At 42.6% G+C, this 17,426-nt stretch carries 13 protein-coding genes and 5 tRNA genes; 13 read left to right on the plus strand and 5 right to left on the minus strand.

What is annotated here, in order from left to right:
- Nucleotides 1–30 precede the first annotated feature (30 nt).
- On the minus strand, nucleotides 31–1,263 hold the full coding sequence (srmB, locus tag GDK41_RS03655) for an ATP-dependent RNA helicase SrmB (RefSeq protein WP_152085142.1): 1,233 nt from the start codon (nucleotides 1,261–1,263) through the stop codon (nucleotides 31–33).
- A gap of 68 nt (nucleotides 1,264–1,331) precedes the next feature.
- Between srmB and GDK41_RS03660 the strand changes: the two genes are divergently transcribed.
- Nucleotides 1,332–2,033, plus strand: coding sequence for a tRNA1(Val) (adenine(37)-N6)-methyltransferase (locus GDK41_RS03660; protein WP_152085143.1), 702 nt, complete (start codon nucleotides 1,332–1,334; stop codon nucleotides 2,031–2,033).
- Nucleotides 2,034–2,061: 28 nt separating this feature from the next.
- Entirely contained in the window at nucleotides 2,062–2,556 is a 495-nt protein-coding gene (locus GDK41_RS03665; RefSeq protein ID WP_152085144.1) for a hypothetical protein, read from the plus strand.
- Nucleotides 2,557–2,572: 16 nt separating this feature from the next.
- Here the strand turns inward: GDK41_RS03665 and fldB are convergent, their stop codons facing one another.
- On the minus strand, nucleotides 2,573–3,094 hold the full coding sequence (gene fldB, locus GDK41_RS03670; protein ID WP_152085145.1) for a flavodoxin FldB: 522 nt from the start codon (nucleotides 3,092–3,094) through the stop codon (nucleotides 2,573–2,575).
- 80 nt (nucleotides 3,095–3,174) lie between these two features.
- Here fldB and xerD point away from each other — a divergent pair, with 80 nt between their 5' ends.
- The 10 genes from xerD (at nucleotide 3,175) to GDK41_RS03720 (ending at nucleotide 10,681) form a co-directional block, all read left to right on the plus strand.
- Nucleotides 3,175–4,098 carry a site-specific tyrosine recombinase XerD gene (xerD, locus tag GDK41_RS03675; RefSeq protein ID WP_152085146.1) on the plus strand — a complete coding sequence of 308 codons (924 nt, stop codon included), beginning with the start codon at nucleotides 3,175–3,177 and terminating at the stop codon, nucleotides 4,096–4,098.
- 63 nt (nucleotides 4,099–4,161) lie between these two features.
- Nucleotides 4,162–4,914 (plus strand): bifunctional protein-disulfide isomerase/oxidoreductase DsbC, encoded by a 753-nt coding sequence (gene dsbC, locus GDK41_RS03680; protein ID WP_152085147.1) that lies wholly within the window; start codon nucleotides 4,162–4,164, stop codon nucleotides 4,912–4,914.
- Nucleotides 4,915–4,991: 77 nt separating this feature from the next.
- Entirely contained in the window at nucleotides 4,992–6,719 is a 1,728-nt protein-coding gene (gene recJ, locus GDK41_RS03685) for a single-stranded-DNA-specific exonuclease RecJ (protein ID WP_152085148.1), read from the plus strand.
- 123 nt (nucleotides 6,720–6,842) lie between these two features.
- A protein-coding gene (gene prfB / locus GDK41_RS03690) for a peptide chain release factor 2 (RefSeq protein WP_152085149.1) occupies nucleotides 6,843–7,941 on the plus strand; the annotation gives its coding sequence in 2 pieces (ribosomal slippage) (nucleotides 6,843–6,917 and nucleotides 6,919–7,941; 1,098 coding nt in all).
- A 27-nt stretch (nucleotides 7,942–7,968) separates the two neighbouring features.
- Complete coding sequence (lysS, locus tag GDK41_RS03695; protein WP_152085150.1) at nucleotides 7,969–9,510, plus strand: lysine--tRNA ligase; 1,542 nt, start codon at nucleotides 7,969–7,971, stop codon at nucleotides 9,508–9,510.
- A gap of 209 nt (nucleotides 9,511–9,719) precedes the next feature.
- Nucleotides 9,720–9,812, plus strand: a tRNA-Ser gene (locus GDK41_RS03700).
- Nucleotides 9,813–10,024: 212 nt separating this feature from the next.
- Nucleotides 10,025–10,101: transfer RNA gene (locus GDK41_RS03705), tRNA-Arg, on the plus strand.
- A gap of 60 nt (nucleotides 10,102–10,161) precedes the next feature.
- A tRNA-Arg gene (locus GDK41_RS03710) sits at nucleotides 10,162–10,238 on the plus strand.
- Nucleotides 10,239–10,468: 230 nt separating this feature from the next.
- A tRNA-Arg gene (locus tag GDK41_RS03715) sits at nucleotides 10,469–10,545 on the plus strand.
- Nucleotides 10,546–10,604: 59 nt separating this feature from the next.
- Nucleotides 10,605–10,681 (plus strand) — tRNA-Arg (locus GDK41_RS03720).
- Between the two features lie 817 nt (nucleotides 10,682–11,498).
- Here the strand turns inward: GDK41_RS03720 and GDK41_RS03725 are convergent.
- Both GDK41_RS03725 and GDK41_RS03730 read right to left on the minus strand, forming a co-directional pair.
- Nucleotides 11,499–13,214 (minus strand): HEAT repeat domain-containing protein, encoded by a 1,716-nt coding sequence (locus GDK41_RS03725; protein WP_152085151.1) that lies wholly within the window; start codon nucleotides 13,212–13,214, stop codon nucleotides 11,499–11,501.
- On the minus strand, nucleotides 13,211–15,091 hold the full coding sequence (locus tag GDK41_RS03730; protein ID WP_152085152.1) for a hypothetical protein: 1,881 nt from the start codon (nucleotides 15,089–15,091) through the stop codon (nucleotides 13,211–13,213). The genes GDK41_RS03725 and GDK41_RS03730 overlap by 4 nt, the downstream gene beginning before the upstream one ends.
- 293 nt (nucleotides 15,092–15,384) lie before the next feature.
- Between GDK41_RS03730 and GDK41_RS03735 the strand changes: the two genes are divergently transcribed.
- Nucleotides 15,385–16,539 carry an exo-beta-N-acetylmuramidase NamZ family protein gene (locus GDK41_RS03735; RefSeq protein ID WP_152085153.1) on the plus strand — a complete coding sequence of 385 codons (1,155 nt, stop codon included), beginning with the start codon at nucleotides 15,385–15,387 and terminating at the stop codon, nucleotides 16,537–16,539.
- Here the strand turns inward: GDK41_RS03735 and GDK41_RS03740 are convergent.
- Nucleotides 16,536–17,384 (minus strand): MurR/RpiR family transcriptional regulator, encoded by an 849-nt coding sequence (locus GDK41_RS03740; protein WP_152085154.1) that lies wholly within the window; start codon nucleotides 17,382–17,384, stop codon nucleotides 16,536–16,538. The genes GDK41_RS03735 and GDK41_RS03740 overlap by 4 nt on opposite strands.
- Nucleotides 17,385–17,426: the final 42 nt, after the last annotated feature.

Consider the following 17,426-nt stretch of genomic DNA (forward strand, 5'->3'; position numbering starts at 1 on the left):
TCTATGCTTAGGCTGAAAAGTGCTCAGCAATTACTTCTTTTTCTTTTGTTTTGTTTTTAACTTCTTTTTAGCCTTCATTTTTACCGGATCTTTTTTCTTCTTCGGTGGCTTCGCTTCTTTATGCTGTGGTTCAAGCCCTTTAATTACGCGTCGTTTTAAGCTTTGCTCTGTGTAACGTTCTACCTTTTTCAAAATAGCAGCATCATGTGCTTCTACCATTGAAATTGCAGTGCCTTTTTTACCCGCACGCCCAGTTCGACCAATACGGTGTACATATACATCGGCTGTTCGTGGCATATCAAAGTTAATCACATGGGTGATATCCGGAACATCAATACCTCTCGCCGCTACATCAGTGGCAATTAAGATGCGTGTTCGGCCACTATGAAAATTCGCCATAGCGGTCATACGTTTATCTTGAGGCATTTCGCCACGTAGCCACGTTGTTTTTATGTCTTGAGCATAAAGCTCGCCAACAAGTTGTTCTAAACGCTCACGAGTTTTAACGAATACAATGGCTTTTTGTACTTCTTCTTCGTTTTGTAGAAGGTGAGTAAGCATGGCCAATTTATGTTTGTAATCATCAGCTAAGTGTATCCACTGGTGAATTTTGGCTTTTTCTTTACGCGACGACTCAGCTTCTAATAGCGCTGGGTCTTTGAGAATTCGCTCTGCAAATAATTCAACGCTGTCACCTTCTAACGTGGCTGAAAACAAAAAGCACTGGCGGCGGTTTTTGGCTTCATCACAAATGCGCAACATTTCTTTTTTGAACCCCAGATCTAGCATGCGGTCAGCTTCATCTAAGATTAGCAATTCTACGTTTTCAGCATGAAAGTTTTCGGTTTCGAGATATTCCATCAAGCGACCAGGTGTAGCGATAAGAATGTCGTTGTTCTTTTCAAAAATCTCTTTGTGGCTGCCGTAGTTAATGCCACCTGTGACCACTCCAATGCGTAAATGAGTATTGGCAGCAAGTAACTGACATTGCTCATGCACTTGATAAGCTAATTCACGAGTTGGCGCCATAATTAGTACGCGCGCAAACCCTGGATCTCTGCGAGGAAAATCAAGTAAATACTGAATTGCGGGGATCAAGAATGCAGCGGTTTTACCCGTACCGGTTGGTGCAGAGGCTAAAATGTCGCGACCTAGTAAGGCCTCTGGAATAGCCAATTGCTGAATACTCGTGGCTGTATCGAAGCCCATTTTGTTAATGGCGGTTAAAACTTTTTGATCAAGATCGAATTCAGAAAATTGCATAGTGCATCATAAATAAAGGACAATGTTAGCAATTATACGCGTGATGGCTATTTTGGAAAAGGTGAATCATGTCTGGGTTTGCATTTAAACAATTTAAGGTACAACAATCGAACACTGCAATGAAGGTGTCGACCGATGGTATTTTATTAGGTGCTTGGACAAATTTAAGTGAGGCCAAGCGGTTATTGGATATTGGTTGTGGAACTGGACTGCTCTCATTAATGTGTAAGCAGCGCGTGCCAAACCTTGAAGTTGAAGCAGTTGAAATTGATGAAGGCGCGTATGAAGATGCCTTTGCGAACATTTGGCACAGTCCATGGCCTGATATCCAATTACATCAAGGGGATATTCGCACATTTAACAGCACAGATTTGTTCGATGTGGTGATTTGCAATCCGCCTTACTTTAACGGCAGCTTAAAAGGGCCGAATCAAGCTCGAAATACCGCCCGTCATACAGATAGTTTACCCTTTGGAGCGCTAATAAATGCCTTTACTCGGCTAAGTCATCCAGGTTCGCGATTGGCACTGATTTTACCCTGCACTGAGGCTGAACAGTTTAAATCGTTGGGTGAGAGTGAAGGATTAGTGTTGCAACGAGAGTGCTTAGTTGCGACGACCGAGTATAAATCGCCGACTCGAAGTCTGCTAGAATTTGGCTATGACGGAGCACAACTAATAGCGACTGACTCATTATGTATACAACGTTCTGATGGTGGCTATAGTGCTGAGTTTATCGCTTTGTGCCGAGATTTTTATGTAAAAATGTAGGGTGAACGGGTGATTATTAAGGATGACTATGCAAGAGCAAACGCAACAGATCCTGTCTTTTTTAAGGCAAATACAGCTGCCGTTCGAGTTAAAGTGCTTTTCTAACAAAAAGACATTTTTACCGGGATTAAAACTACAGCAAGGGGTGCTGCAAATTGACCTTGCAAGCTTGCTTTATCCAGGAGATATATTGCACGAAGCTGGTCATGTAGCAGTGTGTGAACCCAAAGAGCGACACCTACTCAGTGATAATGTGTATCAAAGCGGTCGCAATAAAGATTGGATGCATGGCGAGGAAATGGCTGCTATTGCTTGGTCCGTTGCGGCAGCGAAACACATAGGTTTGCCTTTAGAGGTTGTGTTTCATCCGAATGGATATAAAGGGCAAAGCGCGCACTGGGTAGAGGTATTTTCTAATAGTGCTGGTTTTGGTTATCCACTTTTAGGAGTATGGGACATGCTAGACCCAGAGCGAGGCTTTCCTCATATGCGTTGTTGGATACGAGAGGTGTCTTGGGTCTAACGTGATAGTGAAAATGCTATAGCGTTTCACTATACTCAGTCATGATCTGGGTTATCCAAGTGGCTATGCGTTCATCACTTTTGTCGTATTGACTGTCTTCATCTAGCGCAAGGCCAACAAAGTATTTTTTGTCATCGGTCAATGCTTTAGAGGCCTCAAATTCATAATCAGGTGTATTCGGCCAATAACCAAGAAATTGTACGCCTTGTGGAGCGATTTTGTCATGTAGCATACCTAAAGCATCTTGAAACCACTGACCATAGCCTTGTTGATCGCCCATACCAAATAGCGCGATGGTTTTTCCTGTAAGGTTCACCCCATCAATATCGTCCCAGCAAGATTCCCAATCTTCTTGTAACTCGCCAAAATCCCAGGTTGAAATACCAAAAATTAAAAAGTCATACTGTTGGGCGTTGGCAAGTGGTTCATCTTTTATATTGTGCAATGAAACTATGTCACTACCTATAATGTCGCGCATTTTCTCTGCGGCCATTTCTGTATAACAAGTAGTTGACCCGTAAAATAACCCTATCTGCATGCTATTTATCACTTTTAGATTGACTGTTATGATAGGCGCGAAGTCTACCTTATGACGCAGTAAATTGATACAGGAAGCCTGTGAGCGAACAACAACCAGTGGTGCCGTTAAGCGGTGAAAATGCAGACTATATAGAGCAGTTTTTAGACTCATTATTTTTAGAGCAGGGATTAAGTGAAAATACTTTGGCGGCTTATCGCAGTGATATAGAAAAGTGCGCCCATTTTATCCAAGCGACGTTTGATGTGTCATTATTGTCTGTTGATAGCGCTCATATCGAAGCGTATTTGGCGCATCGTCATGATTTGGGGTTAAAAGCACGCAGTACAGCAAGAGCGCTTAGTGCATTGAAAAGGTTTTATTTGTATTTTGTGCGAGAAAAAAGAATATCAAATACACCGTTACTAAATATTGCACAGCCTAAAACGACCCAGTCTTTGCCTAAAACATTAACTGAACAAGAAGTTGAAGCATTACTAGAGGCACCTAATTTAGAAGAGCCCATGGGACTTAGAGATAAAGCAATGTTAGAGCTGCTTTATGCAACAGGACTGAGGGTGACTGAACTGGTAGGATTGCGAATGGAGCAGCTTAATTTGCGACAGGCAGTGGTGTTGGTGAAAGGCAAAGGAGGCAAAGAGCGCTTGGTGCCTATGGGAGAAGAAGCATTACATTATATCGAGCTGTTCCTGCGTGTAGGGCGCCCTGAAATGGTAAAGCATGCCACTGATTTTGTGTTTCCATCTAAAAGAGGTACAGGTATGACGCGGCAAACTTTTTGGCATCGTATTAAACACTATGCTATTTTGGCTCAAGTAGTGTCGCCATTATCACCACATACACTACGTCATGCTTTTGCAACACATTTGTTGAATCATGGCGCTGACTTAAGAGTTGTCCAAATGATGTTAGGGCATAGTGATTTGTCGACCACTCAGATTTATACACATGTTGCTAGTGAGCGTCTGAAAAGCTTACATCAGCAGCATCACCCTAGAGCTTGATGGAATTTTATTGCATATTCTCGGTCTACTGGGGAAATAGGATAATAACTTTAAGAGATAGATATGAAAAAATTAATGTTAGCAGCGGCGATGGTTTGCAGCTTTTCAACGTTCGCAAATACTGAAGTAGACACCGCATCAGAATCAACTTTGATGGCGCCGTTATCGGTTGATCCAATAAAAGAGAGCTTTGCTAAGTTAGGCGTGTCGGTTAAGAGTGTCGAAAGTAGCCCGATTGAAGGCTTGAAAACGGTATTGACTGATAAAGGCGTACTATATGCTTCAGCAGATGGTAAGTATTTGATGCAAGGTAATTTAATTGACCTTGAAAACCGTGTAAATGTGACTGATCAAGCACTTAGTGGTGTACGCAAAGAAGGTGTTGCACAGTATCAAGATTCAATGATTGTATACAAGGCTGAGAATGAAAAGCACCAAATCACGGTGTTTACAGACATCACTTGTGGCTACTGTCGTAAATTACACCGAGAACTAGAAGATTATTTGTCGGCGGGAATTACGGTAAAATATTTAGCTTATCCACGTGGTGGCATTGGCAGTGGCGGTTACAGCGATTTAATGAACGTTTGGTGTGCTAAAGATGCCGCTCAGGCGTTAACAGATGCTAAAGCTGGGCAAAAAGTGGCTAAGGTTGAGAATTGTAGCGCGCCTGTTGCTGAGCATTATCAACTTGGTCAGAGTTTTGGTTTATCAGGTACTCCTGCAATTATTTTAGATGATGGCACTTTGATCCCCGGTTATCAACCTGCAGACTCATTGGCAAAAATGTTAGAAGATAAAAGCAATAAATCATAATAGCGGATATAATATAGAGCTGTTAAAAAAGGCCGTTAGGCCTTTTTTATTGCGTCAGATTTAAGGTTGTGTACTTCATGAATACCCATATCAAAGCTCGTCAACGTGTCGACGATAGTCATTTGCCCAGTCACTTACACCCCGTTATTAAACAAATTTATGCAAGTAGAGGTGTGCAAACGGCAACTGAACTTGATAACCGAGCTACAACGTTACTCGACTTTCGGTTGTTTAAAGATATAGAGATTGCATGTGACATATTGCAATCAGCATTATACGCACAAGCAAGAATATTGATTGTAGGAGACTTTGATGCTGATGGGGCAACCAGTACTGCGGTTTTGATGGAAGGGTTGACGCAATTTGGCTATCAGCACGTAGACTACTTGGTTCCAGATAGGTTTAGCCTTGGTTACGGTTTAAGCCCAGCGCTTGCTGAACAAATTGTTGGGCTCAAGCCTGATCTTGTGATCACGGTAGACAATGGCATTTCTTGTATTGCTGGAATAGACATTGTTAAACAAGCGGGCATTCAAGTGATTGTTACCGACCACCATTTACAAGGCGAACAGTTGCCCAATGCAGATGCGATTGTTAACCCTAATCAGCATGGTTGTCAGTTTCCCTCAAAGTCAATTGCGGGTGTCGGGGTCGCATTTTATGTCTTAGTTGCACTGCGTCATCATTTACGCGCGCAAGGCTACTTTACTGACTCAGGGCAACCAGAACCGAATTTAGCATCACTGCTGGATATCGTAGCGTTGGGGACTGTGGCGGATGTTGTGGCATTAGATGCGAACAACCGAACGTTGGTTTATCAAGGGTTAGCCCGCATTCGAAATGGCCATACACGCCCAGGTATTGAAGCGCTTATTGAAGTGTCTAATCGCAATGCCGCAAGATTGAATGCCAGTGATTTCGGTTTTGCTTTGGCTCCACGACTCAATGCCGCAGGCAGATTAGATGATATGAGCCTGGGGATCGCGTGTTTGCTGTCAAAAGACATCAACCAAGCACGACGCATTGCCGGTGAATTGGATAGCTTAAACCATGAACGACGTGAGATAGAGCAGGGTATGCAGCAAGAGGCGCTTGCTGTATTAGAGCGTTTGGTAATGAGCACACAAGTTGTGCCTGATGCGCTATGTTTGTATCAAGATGATTGGCATCAAGGCGTGATTGGTATTTTAGCGGGTCGTTTAAAAGAGCAGTATCATCGTCCCACAGTGATATTTGCCCAAGGTGATCATGGTGAGCTCAAGGGATCATGCCGCTCTATTGAAGGGATTCATATGCGAGACTTGTTAGAGTCGCTCAATACGCAATACCCAGATTTGATAGTTAAGTTTGGTGGCCACGCCATGGCGGCTGGATTGACGATACAAGAGTCAAATTTTGAGCAATTTAAACGGGTATTTGTCAGTACCGTTGGTGACAATTTATCTGAAGAGCACAAACAGAGTGTGCTCTTGACCGATGGCGCGCTTCCTAGTGAGTGCTTTTCTATGGAGTTTGCGCAATTGTTGCAACAAGCAGGGCCATGGGGGCAGCATTTTCCTGAACCTGTCTTTTATGGCGAGTTTGAGCTTGTACAGCAACGTATTGTGGGGGAAAAGCATCTAAAACTAGTGTTAAAGCATGCCTCTGGCAAGTTGGTGGATGCTATTGCTTTTAATGTTGATGTTAAAGCTTGGCCTAATACACAAGCACTTTTAGCTCAGGTCGCATATCAATTGGATATTAACGAGTTCAGAGGCAAGTTTTCATTACAGTTAATCGTGCGAGAAATCAGCGCAATTACCTAATAAAGGCATTTATAGCGACCACAAATTTTGCTACTATGGCGCGTTTAATAATTGGGCGTGCTGATCGGTCTAGTAAGAAACGGCAGCAGCCATAAAAATCGAGCAATTTTTGGAGTAATGTGCATGTTTGAAGTGAATCCTGTGATTAATCAAATCAAGGACATTCGCGAACGTACTGAACTGCTTCGGGGGTATCTTTGACTACGCTCATAAATTAGAGCGCTTAGAAGAAGTTAATGCCGAACTTGAAGATTCAGCCGTGTGGAACGAGCCGGAAAAAGCACAAGCACTAGGGCGTGAAAAATCAGCCTTAGAAGCGGTTGTTGAAACGATAGATGAATTAGTTTCAGGTGCCGATGATGTTGAAGGGCTTGTTGAACTTGCTGTTGAAGCAGAAGATCAAGATACCTTTGATGAAGCACAGCAAGAGCTAGAAGTGTTGGTTGCATCATTGGATAAACTAGAGTTCCGTCGAATGTTTTCGGGTCCACATGATGACAGCGATGCATACTTAGACTTGCAATCGGGCTCCGGTGGTACTGAAGCGCAAGATTGGTGCAACATGTTGCTACGCATGTACTTACGATGGGGCGAAGCTAAAGGCTTTAAAGTTGAATTGGTTGAAGCCACTGACGGAGATGTTGCAGGCATAAAAGGCGCAACGGTTCGCTTTGTCGGTGAGTATGCTTACGGTTGGCTTCGCACTGAAACAGGTGTACATCGATTAGTTCGTAAAAGTCCGTTTGACTCAAGTGGTCGTCGCCATACTTCTTTTGCTTCGGCATTCGTTTACCCAGAAGTTGACGATAATATTGAAATTGATATTAACCCCGCCGATTTACGCATTGACGTATATCGTGCATCGGGTGCTGGTGGTCAGCACGTTAACACCACCGAGTCTGCGGTTCGTATCACACACGTACCAACCAATACGGTTGTACAGTGTCAAAATGAGCGTTCGCAGCACAAAAACAAAGCGCAAGCAATGAAGCAGTTAAAAGCCAAATTGTTTGAGCTTGAAATGCAAGCGCAAAACGCAGAAAAGCAGTCTCAAGAAGACGCCAAATCTGACATCGGTTGGGGTAGTCAAATACGTTCTTATGTATTAGATGACTCGCGTATTAAAGATTTACGTACTGGTGTTGAGAACCGAAATACACAAGCTGTATTAGACGGTGACTTAGACAAATTTATCGAAGCTAGCCTGAAATCAGGCCTTTAATCAACAAGCTAAACTAAGAGCTAAAAAATGACAGATCAAATCCAAGACGAAAACAAACTCATTGCTGAGCGTCGTACCAAGTTGGATGCGATTCGCGAGAATTGCAATGCCAATGGCCACCCTAACAGCTTCCGCCGTGAAGACTATACGGCTGATCTACAGGCTAAGCTTGGTGATAAATCGAAAGAAGAGTTGGTTGAATTAGACTGCCAAGCTGCTGTTGCTGGCCGTATTCTTGCTAAACGTGGCCCTTTCTTAGTATTGCAAGATATGAAAGGCCGTATTCAGGCATATGCTTCAAAAGATGTACAAAAAGATTTAAAAGCGAAGTATGGTCAATTAGATATTGGTGACATCATTGGTGTTAAAGGACCTGTGCACAAATCTGGTAAAGGTGACCTGTATGTAGATATGGTTGAGTACGAGCTACTAACCAAGTCTTTACGCCCTCTACCTGAGAAGTTCCACGGTTTAACAGACCAAGAAGCAAAGTATCGTCAGCGCTATGTTGATTTGATCACTAATATGGATACCCGTGAAACGTTCCGTATTCGCTCTAAAGTAATTGAAGGAATTCGTCGCTTCTTAGCTGAGCGCGATTTCATGGAAGTAGAAACACCTATGCTTCAGGTTATACCTGGTGGGGCAACGGCACGTCCATTCGTAACGCACCACAATGCGTTAGATATCGACATGTACTTGCGTATTGCGCCAGAACTTTATCTTAAGCGCTTGGTGGTTGGTGGCTTTGACCGCGTGTTTGAAATTAACCGTAACTTCCGTAATGAAGGTCTTTCGACGCGTCACAATCCAGAGTTCACCATGATTGAATTCTACCAAGCGTACGCAGATTACAAAGATCTCATGAACTTAACCGAAGACATGCTACGCACGGTTGCACAAGACGTATTGGGTACTACAACGATTGTGAATACGACTAAAAATGCTGATGGGGAAGTGGTTGATACGATTGAGTATGACTTTGGTCAACCGTTTGCGCGTTTATCAATGGCTGATGCAATTATTGAACACTCTGCAGATGCTGCGGCAAAAGCGCATATCTTCAAAGACCCTGAAAACCATTTTGAAGAGCTAAAAGCCTTTGCTAAGCAAATTCACGTTAAAACGCCAGAAAACTGCGTTTGGGGCCCTGGTAAGTTCTTGTGTGAAATCTTTGAAGAAGTGGCAGAGCATAAACTTATCCAACCGACTTTCATTACCGAGTATCCATGGGAAGTGTCTCCATTAGCGCGTCGTAACGATGAAAACCCATTCATTACCGATCGTTTTGAATTCTTCGTTGGTGGTCGTGAGCTTGCTAACGGCTTCTCTGAGCTTAATGATGCAGAAGATCAAGCGGCACGTTTTGCGCGTCAGGTTGAAGAAAAAGATGCCGGTGATGATGAAGCAATGCACTTTGATGATGATTACATTCAAGCACTTGAATACGGCTTACCACCGACTGCTGGTGAAGGTATTGGTATTGACCGTTTGGTGATGCTATTTACTGACTCACCAACGATTAAAGACGTAATCTTGTTCCCGCATATGCGCCCGCAAGCAGACTAATTTAAATGATGCTAAAAAGCCGCTCAATGAGCGGCTTTTTTGTAGACTTATCTCACCTTTGTATTATTTTTAGTCTTAAAGTGTAGAAAAGTTAAACGCTGTCAAATAAATGACTTATAAGCTGAGCATTCTCTGAGCATACTGAACATTTTTGCCATAAAAGTGTTTGACTTATTTTCTCAAGCCTTTATTATACGCATCCACAAGACGGAGAGGTGGCCGAGTGGCTGAAGGCGCTCCCCTGCTAAGGGAGTATAGGGTTTGTAGCCCTATCGAGGGTTCGAATCCCTCCTTCTCCGCCATTTTTAACTAAATGGTTTCTTGTAACGGACGCGTAGCTAAGCTGGATAGGTTATTTAGCAATGATGGCTACGAACAGGTTCGCATCTCATAAGTGAAGATGTAAAAGATACTTAAATACGGACGCGTAGCTAAGCTGGATAGGTTATTTAGCAATGATGGCTACGAACAGGTTCGCATCTCATAAGTGAAGATGTAAAAGATACTTAAATACGGACGCGTAGCTCAGCTGGATAGAGTACCTGGCTACGAACCAGGCGGTCGGAGGTTCGAATCCTCCCGCGTCCGCCACTTTTCTCAAGTGGTAAAAATAATAGAGATATCTTTAAGAGATATAAAATTTTAAACGACGGACGCGTAGCTCAGCTGGATAGAGTACCTGGCTACGAACCAGGCGGTCGGAGGTTCGAATCCTCCCGCGTCCGCCACTTTTCTTAAGTGGTTAAATATAAAGAATTGCGATGCAGGCGGTCGGAGGTTCACTCTTACAAAAACGTCCCGCATACGCCACTTTTCTTAAGTGGTTAAATATAAAGAATTGCGATGCAGGTGGTCGGAGGTTCACTCTTACAAAAAACGTCCCGCGTCCGCCACTTTTCTCTAAGTGGTTAATTAAAAGAGCATCTGGTAAGTAAAGATGTAAAACACACTTAAATACGGACGCGTAGCTCAGCTGGATAGAGTACCTGGCTACGAACCAGGCGGTCGGAGGTTCGAATCCTCCCGCGTCCGCCACTTTTCTCTAAGTGGTAAAAAATAGAGATATCTTTAAGAGATATAAAATTTTAAACGACGGACGCGTAGCTCAGCTGGATAGAGTACCTGGCTACGAACCAGGCGGTCGGAGGTTCGAATCCTCCCGCGTCCGCCACTTCTTAAAAGAAGTGAGCAATCAGCCGACATGTTCTGAAAAGACAGTCGGTTTTTTTGTGCCTGAAATTAGGTTAGGCGGTGATTAAGCGTGAAACCTAGGCCGACAGTGCGAGGCTGAAAACCAAGCAATCAAAGGTTCACAATTACAAAATACGTCCCTCCGCCACTTCTTACCATGAAGTGAGCAATCAACCGACATGTTCTGAAAAGGCTGTCGGTTTTTTTGTGCCTGAAATTAGGTTAGGCGGTGATTAAGCGTGAAACGTATGCCGACAGTGCGAGGCTGAAAACTAAGCAATCAAAGGTTCACACTTACAAAATACGTCCCACGTCCGCCACTTCTTACCATGAAGTGAGCAATCAGCCGATATGTTCTGAAAAGACAGTCGGTTTTTTTGTGCCTGAAATTAGGTTAGGCGGTGATTAAGCGTGAAACCTAGGCCGACAGTGAGAGGCTGAAAACCAAGCAATCAAAGTTTCACACTCACAAAATACGTCACGCGTCAGCCACTTCTTATCATGAAGTGAGCAATCAGCTGACATGTTCTCAAAGACAGTCGGCTTTTTTGTGCCAGAGGCTTGTGTTGTGGTGACGGTACTGGGTTGGATAGCACTAATTTGCAATAATATTTAAGCCCTTATAGAAAAAACAGGTACTCGCTGTGCTAAAAAATTTTCATTTAGGGCAGGTGAATAGAGATGTTAGCCGTGCGCTCGATAGCTTTTCTCGCTTAAAAAGAGCTCACTTAATTAAGCGAATTGGTATAAGAGAAGTGTAGTGGCCCCAATTTATGGAGCCACTATTTTGCTTTTACTCAAAAATTTGGTTGATTGGAGGTTTTGCCATCTTTTGCATGCAACAATTCAACAATTGCTTTAAAGTTCCGACGAGAGGTTTCTGTCGATAAGGCTTGGCGCAATATGGGTTTTATCCCTGCTTGATCTTTTTGCTTAGCTAGTGCTGAAATAGCGGCGTAGCGAACGCCATCATTACTATCGTTTACAGCAATATTTAAAACTCTGTCACTGGCTTTGGGGCTCATTTGGTAGCGACCTAGAGCGCTAACTAGTGCTTTTTTATTTCGTTTTTCTGAGTCAAAGAAGTGGCGCTCTAAATTTTGGTAAGCGTTTGGCGTTTGCATCATTCCAAGTGCCCGAATAGAGGCCTTTTCAATGCGTGCACTTTTACTACTTAGGTGCTCAGATAATAACGCTTCATGATCCGGAGATCGGCTATTGCCTAATGCACTAATGAGACTGGCAGTTTTAACTTCGTTTTCGTTTAGCACTATCTGCTCGGTGATAGCTTGTCTGAGCTGTTCACTATTATCTGAGCTGGGGCGATTATACAGTAAAGTACCCAATGTCATATAAAAGCTGGATTCCACCTCTGCATCAAGTGTGATAAAGCCATTGTTTAACATTTCTAAAAGGAGTTGATTTGTTTGCTCTGATAGCGCTGCGCTTCCTTGGCTAAGTGCGCGAAGCGCCCTAAATTGTGTTTGTGGCTGCTTATGCGCTTGTAAGATGTGCCCTAACAGTATTTGGCTTGACGCTGAGTCAAGCTGGCCGAGAGCATTGAATAGGCGCATTTGTGCAGCGTCAGATAACTGCGCTGATAGAATAATAGGCTTTAATGTGCTTATCACAGAGTCATACTGCTTAAGTAAGGTTGCTAATGTGTGTGCATCTATCGCAGTGATGTCTTGCGTTGTTATAAACTGATGCAGAGCCTTGGCTAGGCGTGCTTTCTCTTCTTCGCTTAGTTGGACGCTGCTAGTTTGCCATTGTGTTACATCTTCACTCATATCAAAAAGAGTGCTTTGAAACCCACTATCAATCTTGGTAATTCGATAACTTTGGTTTGAGCCAAAGTTAAGTTCTTGGCCTATCAGCTCTAGTACTTCTGAACCTTTTCTACTTTTTAAAAAGCATTTACTAGGTGTGATGTTATGTTCAGAATGGATAATATTTATCCGGCTGAAGGTAGACAGTTGGGTTTGATCAAACTGTGCATAAGTTTGTTTGCTCATTTTCAACTGGTTTTGATTGGACTGGTAGGTGGGTTGATAGTAGCCTAGGGTATCAGGCTCTACTTGAATACTTGAAGTGTCTTTTTGGTACTGAAAGTAATATGCAAGACCTTTTAGTTTATCCTGAGTTTGTTTATCTATATTCTCAAAAAAATAGAAAGCTTTGATCAGGCCATTCTTATTTAATTTAAATGCAAAGGGATATTCGTAGCTGGGTAAGGGTGTTGTGCTTTGGTTAAATACAGAGACTACATTATCAGCTTTAATTGCCCACCAATTCTGCTCTTCTCCATTTCTTGCAGGTTTGATTGATATCGCTCCCTGTAAACGTACCGTTGATGTTTGCGGTGGGCTTTGTAATTTTACATAGTTAAAAGAAGTGTGTGCCTCAATATCAAACTGGTATTGAGGCTGGCAATCGTTTTGAGCTGATAAGTAAAAGCTTGTCAGCGCCACTAAGGGCGCTGACAGTTGTGCTAATTGATATAGAAACTTCATATCTCTATATCACCCTCTGTAGAATAGAGTGTCCAAGATTTGTTAAATACGCTGTTGGTTTGGTATAACCATAAGTCGTAATGGTTCGTCTTTTTACCACAAGGGTATGGGATCCCAAACTTTTTACACCATTTTACGCCAATAGTTTCAGCGTATAAGCCAAATTTACCGGAGATCACATCTAAGTCGTTTTTCAACTCAAGAGCATAATAGATATGAGGCTTATTAACCTCGCTACTTACAAAAGCAAAGCCTGCTTTTGACTCCATTGCAAACGTGTTGTCTATCAGAGTTAAAATTGCTTGAACACCTGCAGATACTAGGCCTAAATTCACTCCGCCGCGACCAAATGCACCAAAGTCAACGTGGAAAAGGTTACCTTCAGCGTAAAGCTCTGCGTTATAACCTACTGTTAAGGCAAAGCCTAGGCCACCAGAAACCCCAGCCTCAACGCTCATAGGAACAGGACCAATTGTAAAGCGTGCTTGTGCAAGTACTTTGTTTTCTTCCCAAGACTTTTCCCATGCTTTTTCATATTTTGCCGTGTAACTTTCATCTTCAAACACGATGTTATTGAAAATAATCATTTCAGAAGCGTAGCCTGTGTTTTGGCCACTAACATACGCACTGCCGTCATAAGAGATTTTGAATAAAGTATTGTGTGCATTAAAGAAATAAGCTTCTACCACACCCTCACCGGTAATACGGCCGCCGGGATCACCAGTAGGCACAATAAACAACTGTCCACTGAGGTCTACGCCTACGCTGAATTTTGATTGGTCACCATATGACTTATCATAGGACTTTTCAAAATTCAGATTAGCCAATCCTACAGATGCGATACTCGCTCCAGAGCGAGCTAACTGCTGTACTACGGGTTGACTATCGTTATTAAAAAAATACAACGGTAATTGTGCTTCAACGACGTTATTATTGGTAACTGTTTCAGCATTTTGGGCTAAATCGGTCAGCGTAAAACGTACCTGTAGTGACTGGGCTTGTGCAGGGTCATAGCTTTGATAGATCTGACTCACTAGTGCATCGTCTAGCGCGATATCAAAACCAATATGTTCGTCATGCAAGCCTTCGGTAAAGCTATGATGCATTTGCGCCTCGTAGCTTTTGGTATTCGCATTCCAAAAGTGCGTATCTTGCCAATTACCATTGATGAGTATTTGTGCTGTGATGACCGTATCACCTAAATTGTTACCTTCATAATCGGCCTCTAAATAGCCAACCAGATCTGAATGATGCTCACTTGTTCCTTCGCTAACATCGGGTTTATCTAAAATTAGCGTTTGCTGACCAAATTCGGCTTTTAGTAATTTGTAATCGTGGTTCTCTAAAACTCGGACATGCAAATCAGCAAAGGGGAAGTTTCCATCTGCAAATGGACTGTGTTCAGTTGATGGGTGATTGTCTTCTTCAATGTCCTCTGCATGTGCATCATGGGGGTCTATTTGGGCTATTAAATGATATTGACCACCCAGTAATTGATTAGGAATAGTGATATGAGTATCAAAGCTATGAGTACCCTGGGAGACTTTGGTTAACTCTAATGCGCCAACTTTATGTACTTCAGTAATTTCGGTTTCTTGTTCATTAGATGAGCTTAATTCATCGGCATGGATAAGGTAAAAGTGGACATCAACGTCAATATTGTCAAAACCTACAATGTCGACATCATAGTAAACTTGTACGCTCGTATTTGGTTCAAGTGTTTCTAATGGACCTGTCGATATTTTGACAATACTAATGTTTTTTTCTTCGCTTGGTGTGACCACTTCAGTTTGGTTTTTATCGTTGCTACCAAGTTGACAGCCAGACAAACCCAACAGCATTGCGGTTGCTAATAAGGAATGTGTAATTTTTTGCATGGGAAAGCTCGTTGTTCAGTTTTGTTCAATAACATATTATATCGCAAAAATGTGGAGAGAATATGAGGTAGCTCATTATATTTCACAGTGATAAAGCTTTGGTTAAGTCGCACGCTTACCTGTAGGTCAGCTAGTAAGAGTTATTTCCACGACTCACTTAGCGCTATTTTTACAAGTATTTATCCCCAGTCTAGAAGTTAAACATACAGTCTTTTAACTTTGTTTTACGATTTAGTATTGCATCTAAGGTTGGTTTTTCACATTATTAGGTAAAGTTTCTATCCTTGTTAATTATGCGCCCTGTAACCATCTTCGCTACCTTATTCTTGTTTCTCGTTCCGTATATATCATCAGCCTCACAAGTCGGTGCTGAGCGCTACGACCAATACCTTCCTTTATTAACTAACCAACGAGTCGCTTTGGTCGTCAACCAGACCGCACAAACGCAAGATGGCCATTTACTTGATAGCCTTTTGGCTAGGGGGGTGAATGTACGAAAAGTATTTGCACCTGAGCACGGCTTTAGAGGTGACCATGATGCAGGGGCGAAAGTTGACTCTAGCAAAGATAGTAAAACTGGGTTGCCAATAGTGTCTTTGTACGGCAAAAACAAAAAGCCAACGGCTGAAGCGCTTGAAGATATTGATATTATTATTTTTGATATCCAAGATGTGGGCGTACGCTTCTACACTTATATCAGCACCATGCACTATGTAATGGAGGCCGCGGCTGAAAACGACAAACAACTTATTGTATTAGATAGGCCTAATCCCAATATTGCCTATGTTGATGGGCCAATACTTGAACCCGAGTTTCGCTCTTTTGTGGGGATGCACCCCATTCCTGTTTTGCATGGCATGACCGTGGGAGAGTTAGCAAAAATGATCAATGCAGAGGGATGGCTAAGTAGCAACAAAGCACTCGCTCTGAGCGTTATTCCTGTGGCTGATTATAGTGCGGCTGTTCGCTATGACTTACCCATAAAGCCAAGCCCTAACTTGCCCAATGCTCAAGCCATAGCGCTTTACCCATCGCTGTGTTTTTTTGAAGCAACGCCTGTATCGGTTGGTCGTGGGACCACCATGCCTTTTCAAATGTTTGGCCACGATAAGGTTAAGCTGGGAAAGTTTAGCTTTACTCCTCGTCCAATCCTGGGGGCTGCAAGTAACCCAAAACTCAATGGTAAGGTGGCGTATGGTATGAACTTGACAGAGGTTGAAACGCAAGGGTTAGATCTGACATGGTTTATTAATGCGTATCATGCTTTTGACAGTAAAGACGAAACTTTTTTTACGCACGCTAAGTTTATGGATAAATTAGCTGGCACCGATAAGTTGAGACTGGCTATCGAAAGTGGTCAATCATTAGTAGAGATAAAGAAAAGTTGGCAGGCTGACTTAGCTAAATTTGAGCGCCGTCGTCAGCCTTATTTACTTTATGCGCGCTAAGCATGACGAATATCATACATGTGTTCGTTGGCACGTTCTGCACGTTTTTGCCAGCGCAGATTTGATTGCGTAAGGCCGGTAAAAAGTACGTCGATTAAGTAACTTTGTGAGGTACGCGTTAAAATAGACGCGTGTTTTACGGGTTCATCGCCAATGACATTAAATAATTGGATACACGACATCTCATTTAAAGGGTTGTTACCGTAGCGCGATAGAGATAACACTGTGCAGCCGTTATTTTTGGCTTGCTTTGCTACTCTGAGTACGGCTTTGCTTTGTCCAGAATCACTAATGGCGATGAGTAAGTCATCTTTACCCATAGTTGCCATATAACTGGCTGCAGACAATTCATCGGTCTGCGCAATGGCTGGTAATCCAAGCTTTTGCAATTTGAGTGCAAAGTCTTGTGCCATAGGAAAACTCCCTCCAACAGCACATAGCAGGATTTTTTTTGCAGACTTTATTGTGACAATGGCTTTTTCAAATTGCATTGCATCGTTAAGTTTGTGCGTTTCATGCAGGATGTTTTGCTGGTTTGATAGTAGCTTCTTGGCTATCAGTTCAATGGGATCAGAATGTAAAATCTGCGTGTTGATAGACTCAGGTTGCAGAGCTTGTAGGTTTAAATCATCAATAACCGCAAGTTTAAAAGCAGGAAAACCTTTATAACCAAGTTTTTGAGCAAATTTAACGACACTCGATTGACTTACACCTGCTTGTCTTGCCAACTCAACAGAAGACAAAAAGCGGATTTTTGACCCAGAATTTAGTGTGAAATCAGCCAACTTCGCTTCGCTGCTTGAAAGGCTAGGCTTGAGCGCTTTTATTTTTACAAATGTCGACATTTCGATACTTCATGGTTGCTAATTTGTTTGCATTATAGGTTC

It is taken from the genome of Pseudoalteromonas sp. A25, from assembly GCF_009176705.1.
In the GTDB taxonomy this organism is placed as follows: Bacteria; Pseudomonadota; Gammaproteobacteria; order Enterobacterales; family Alteromonadaceae; genus Pseudoalteromonas.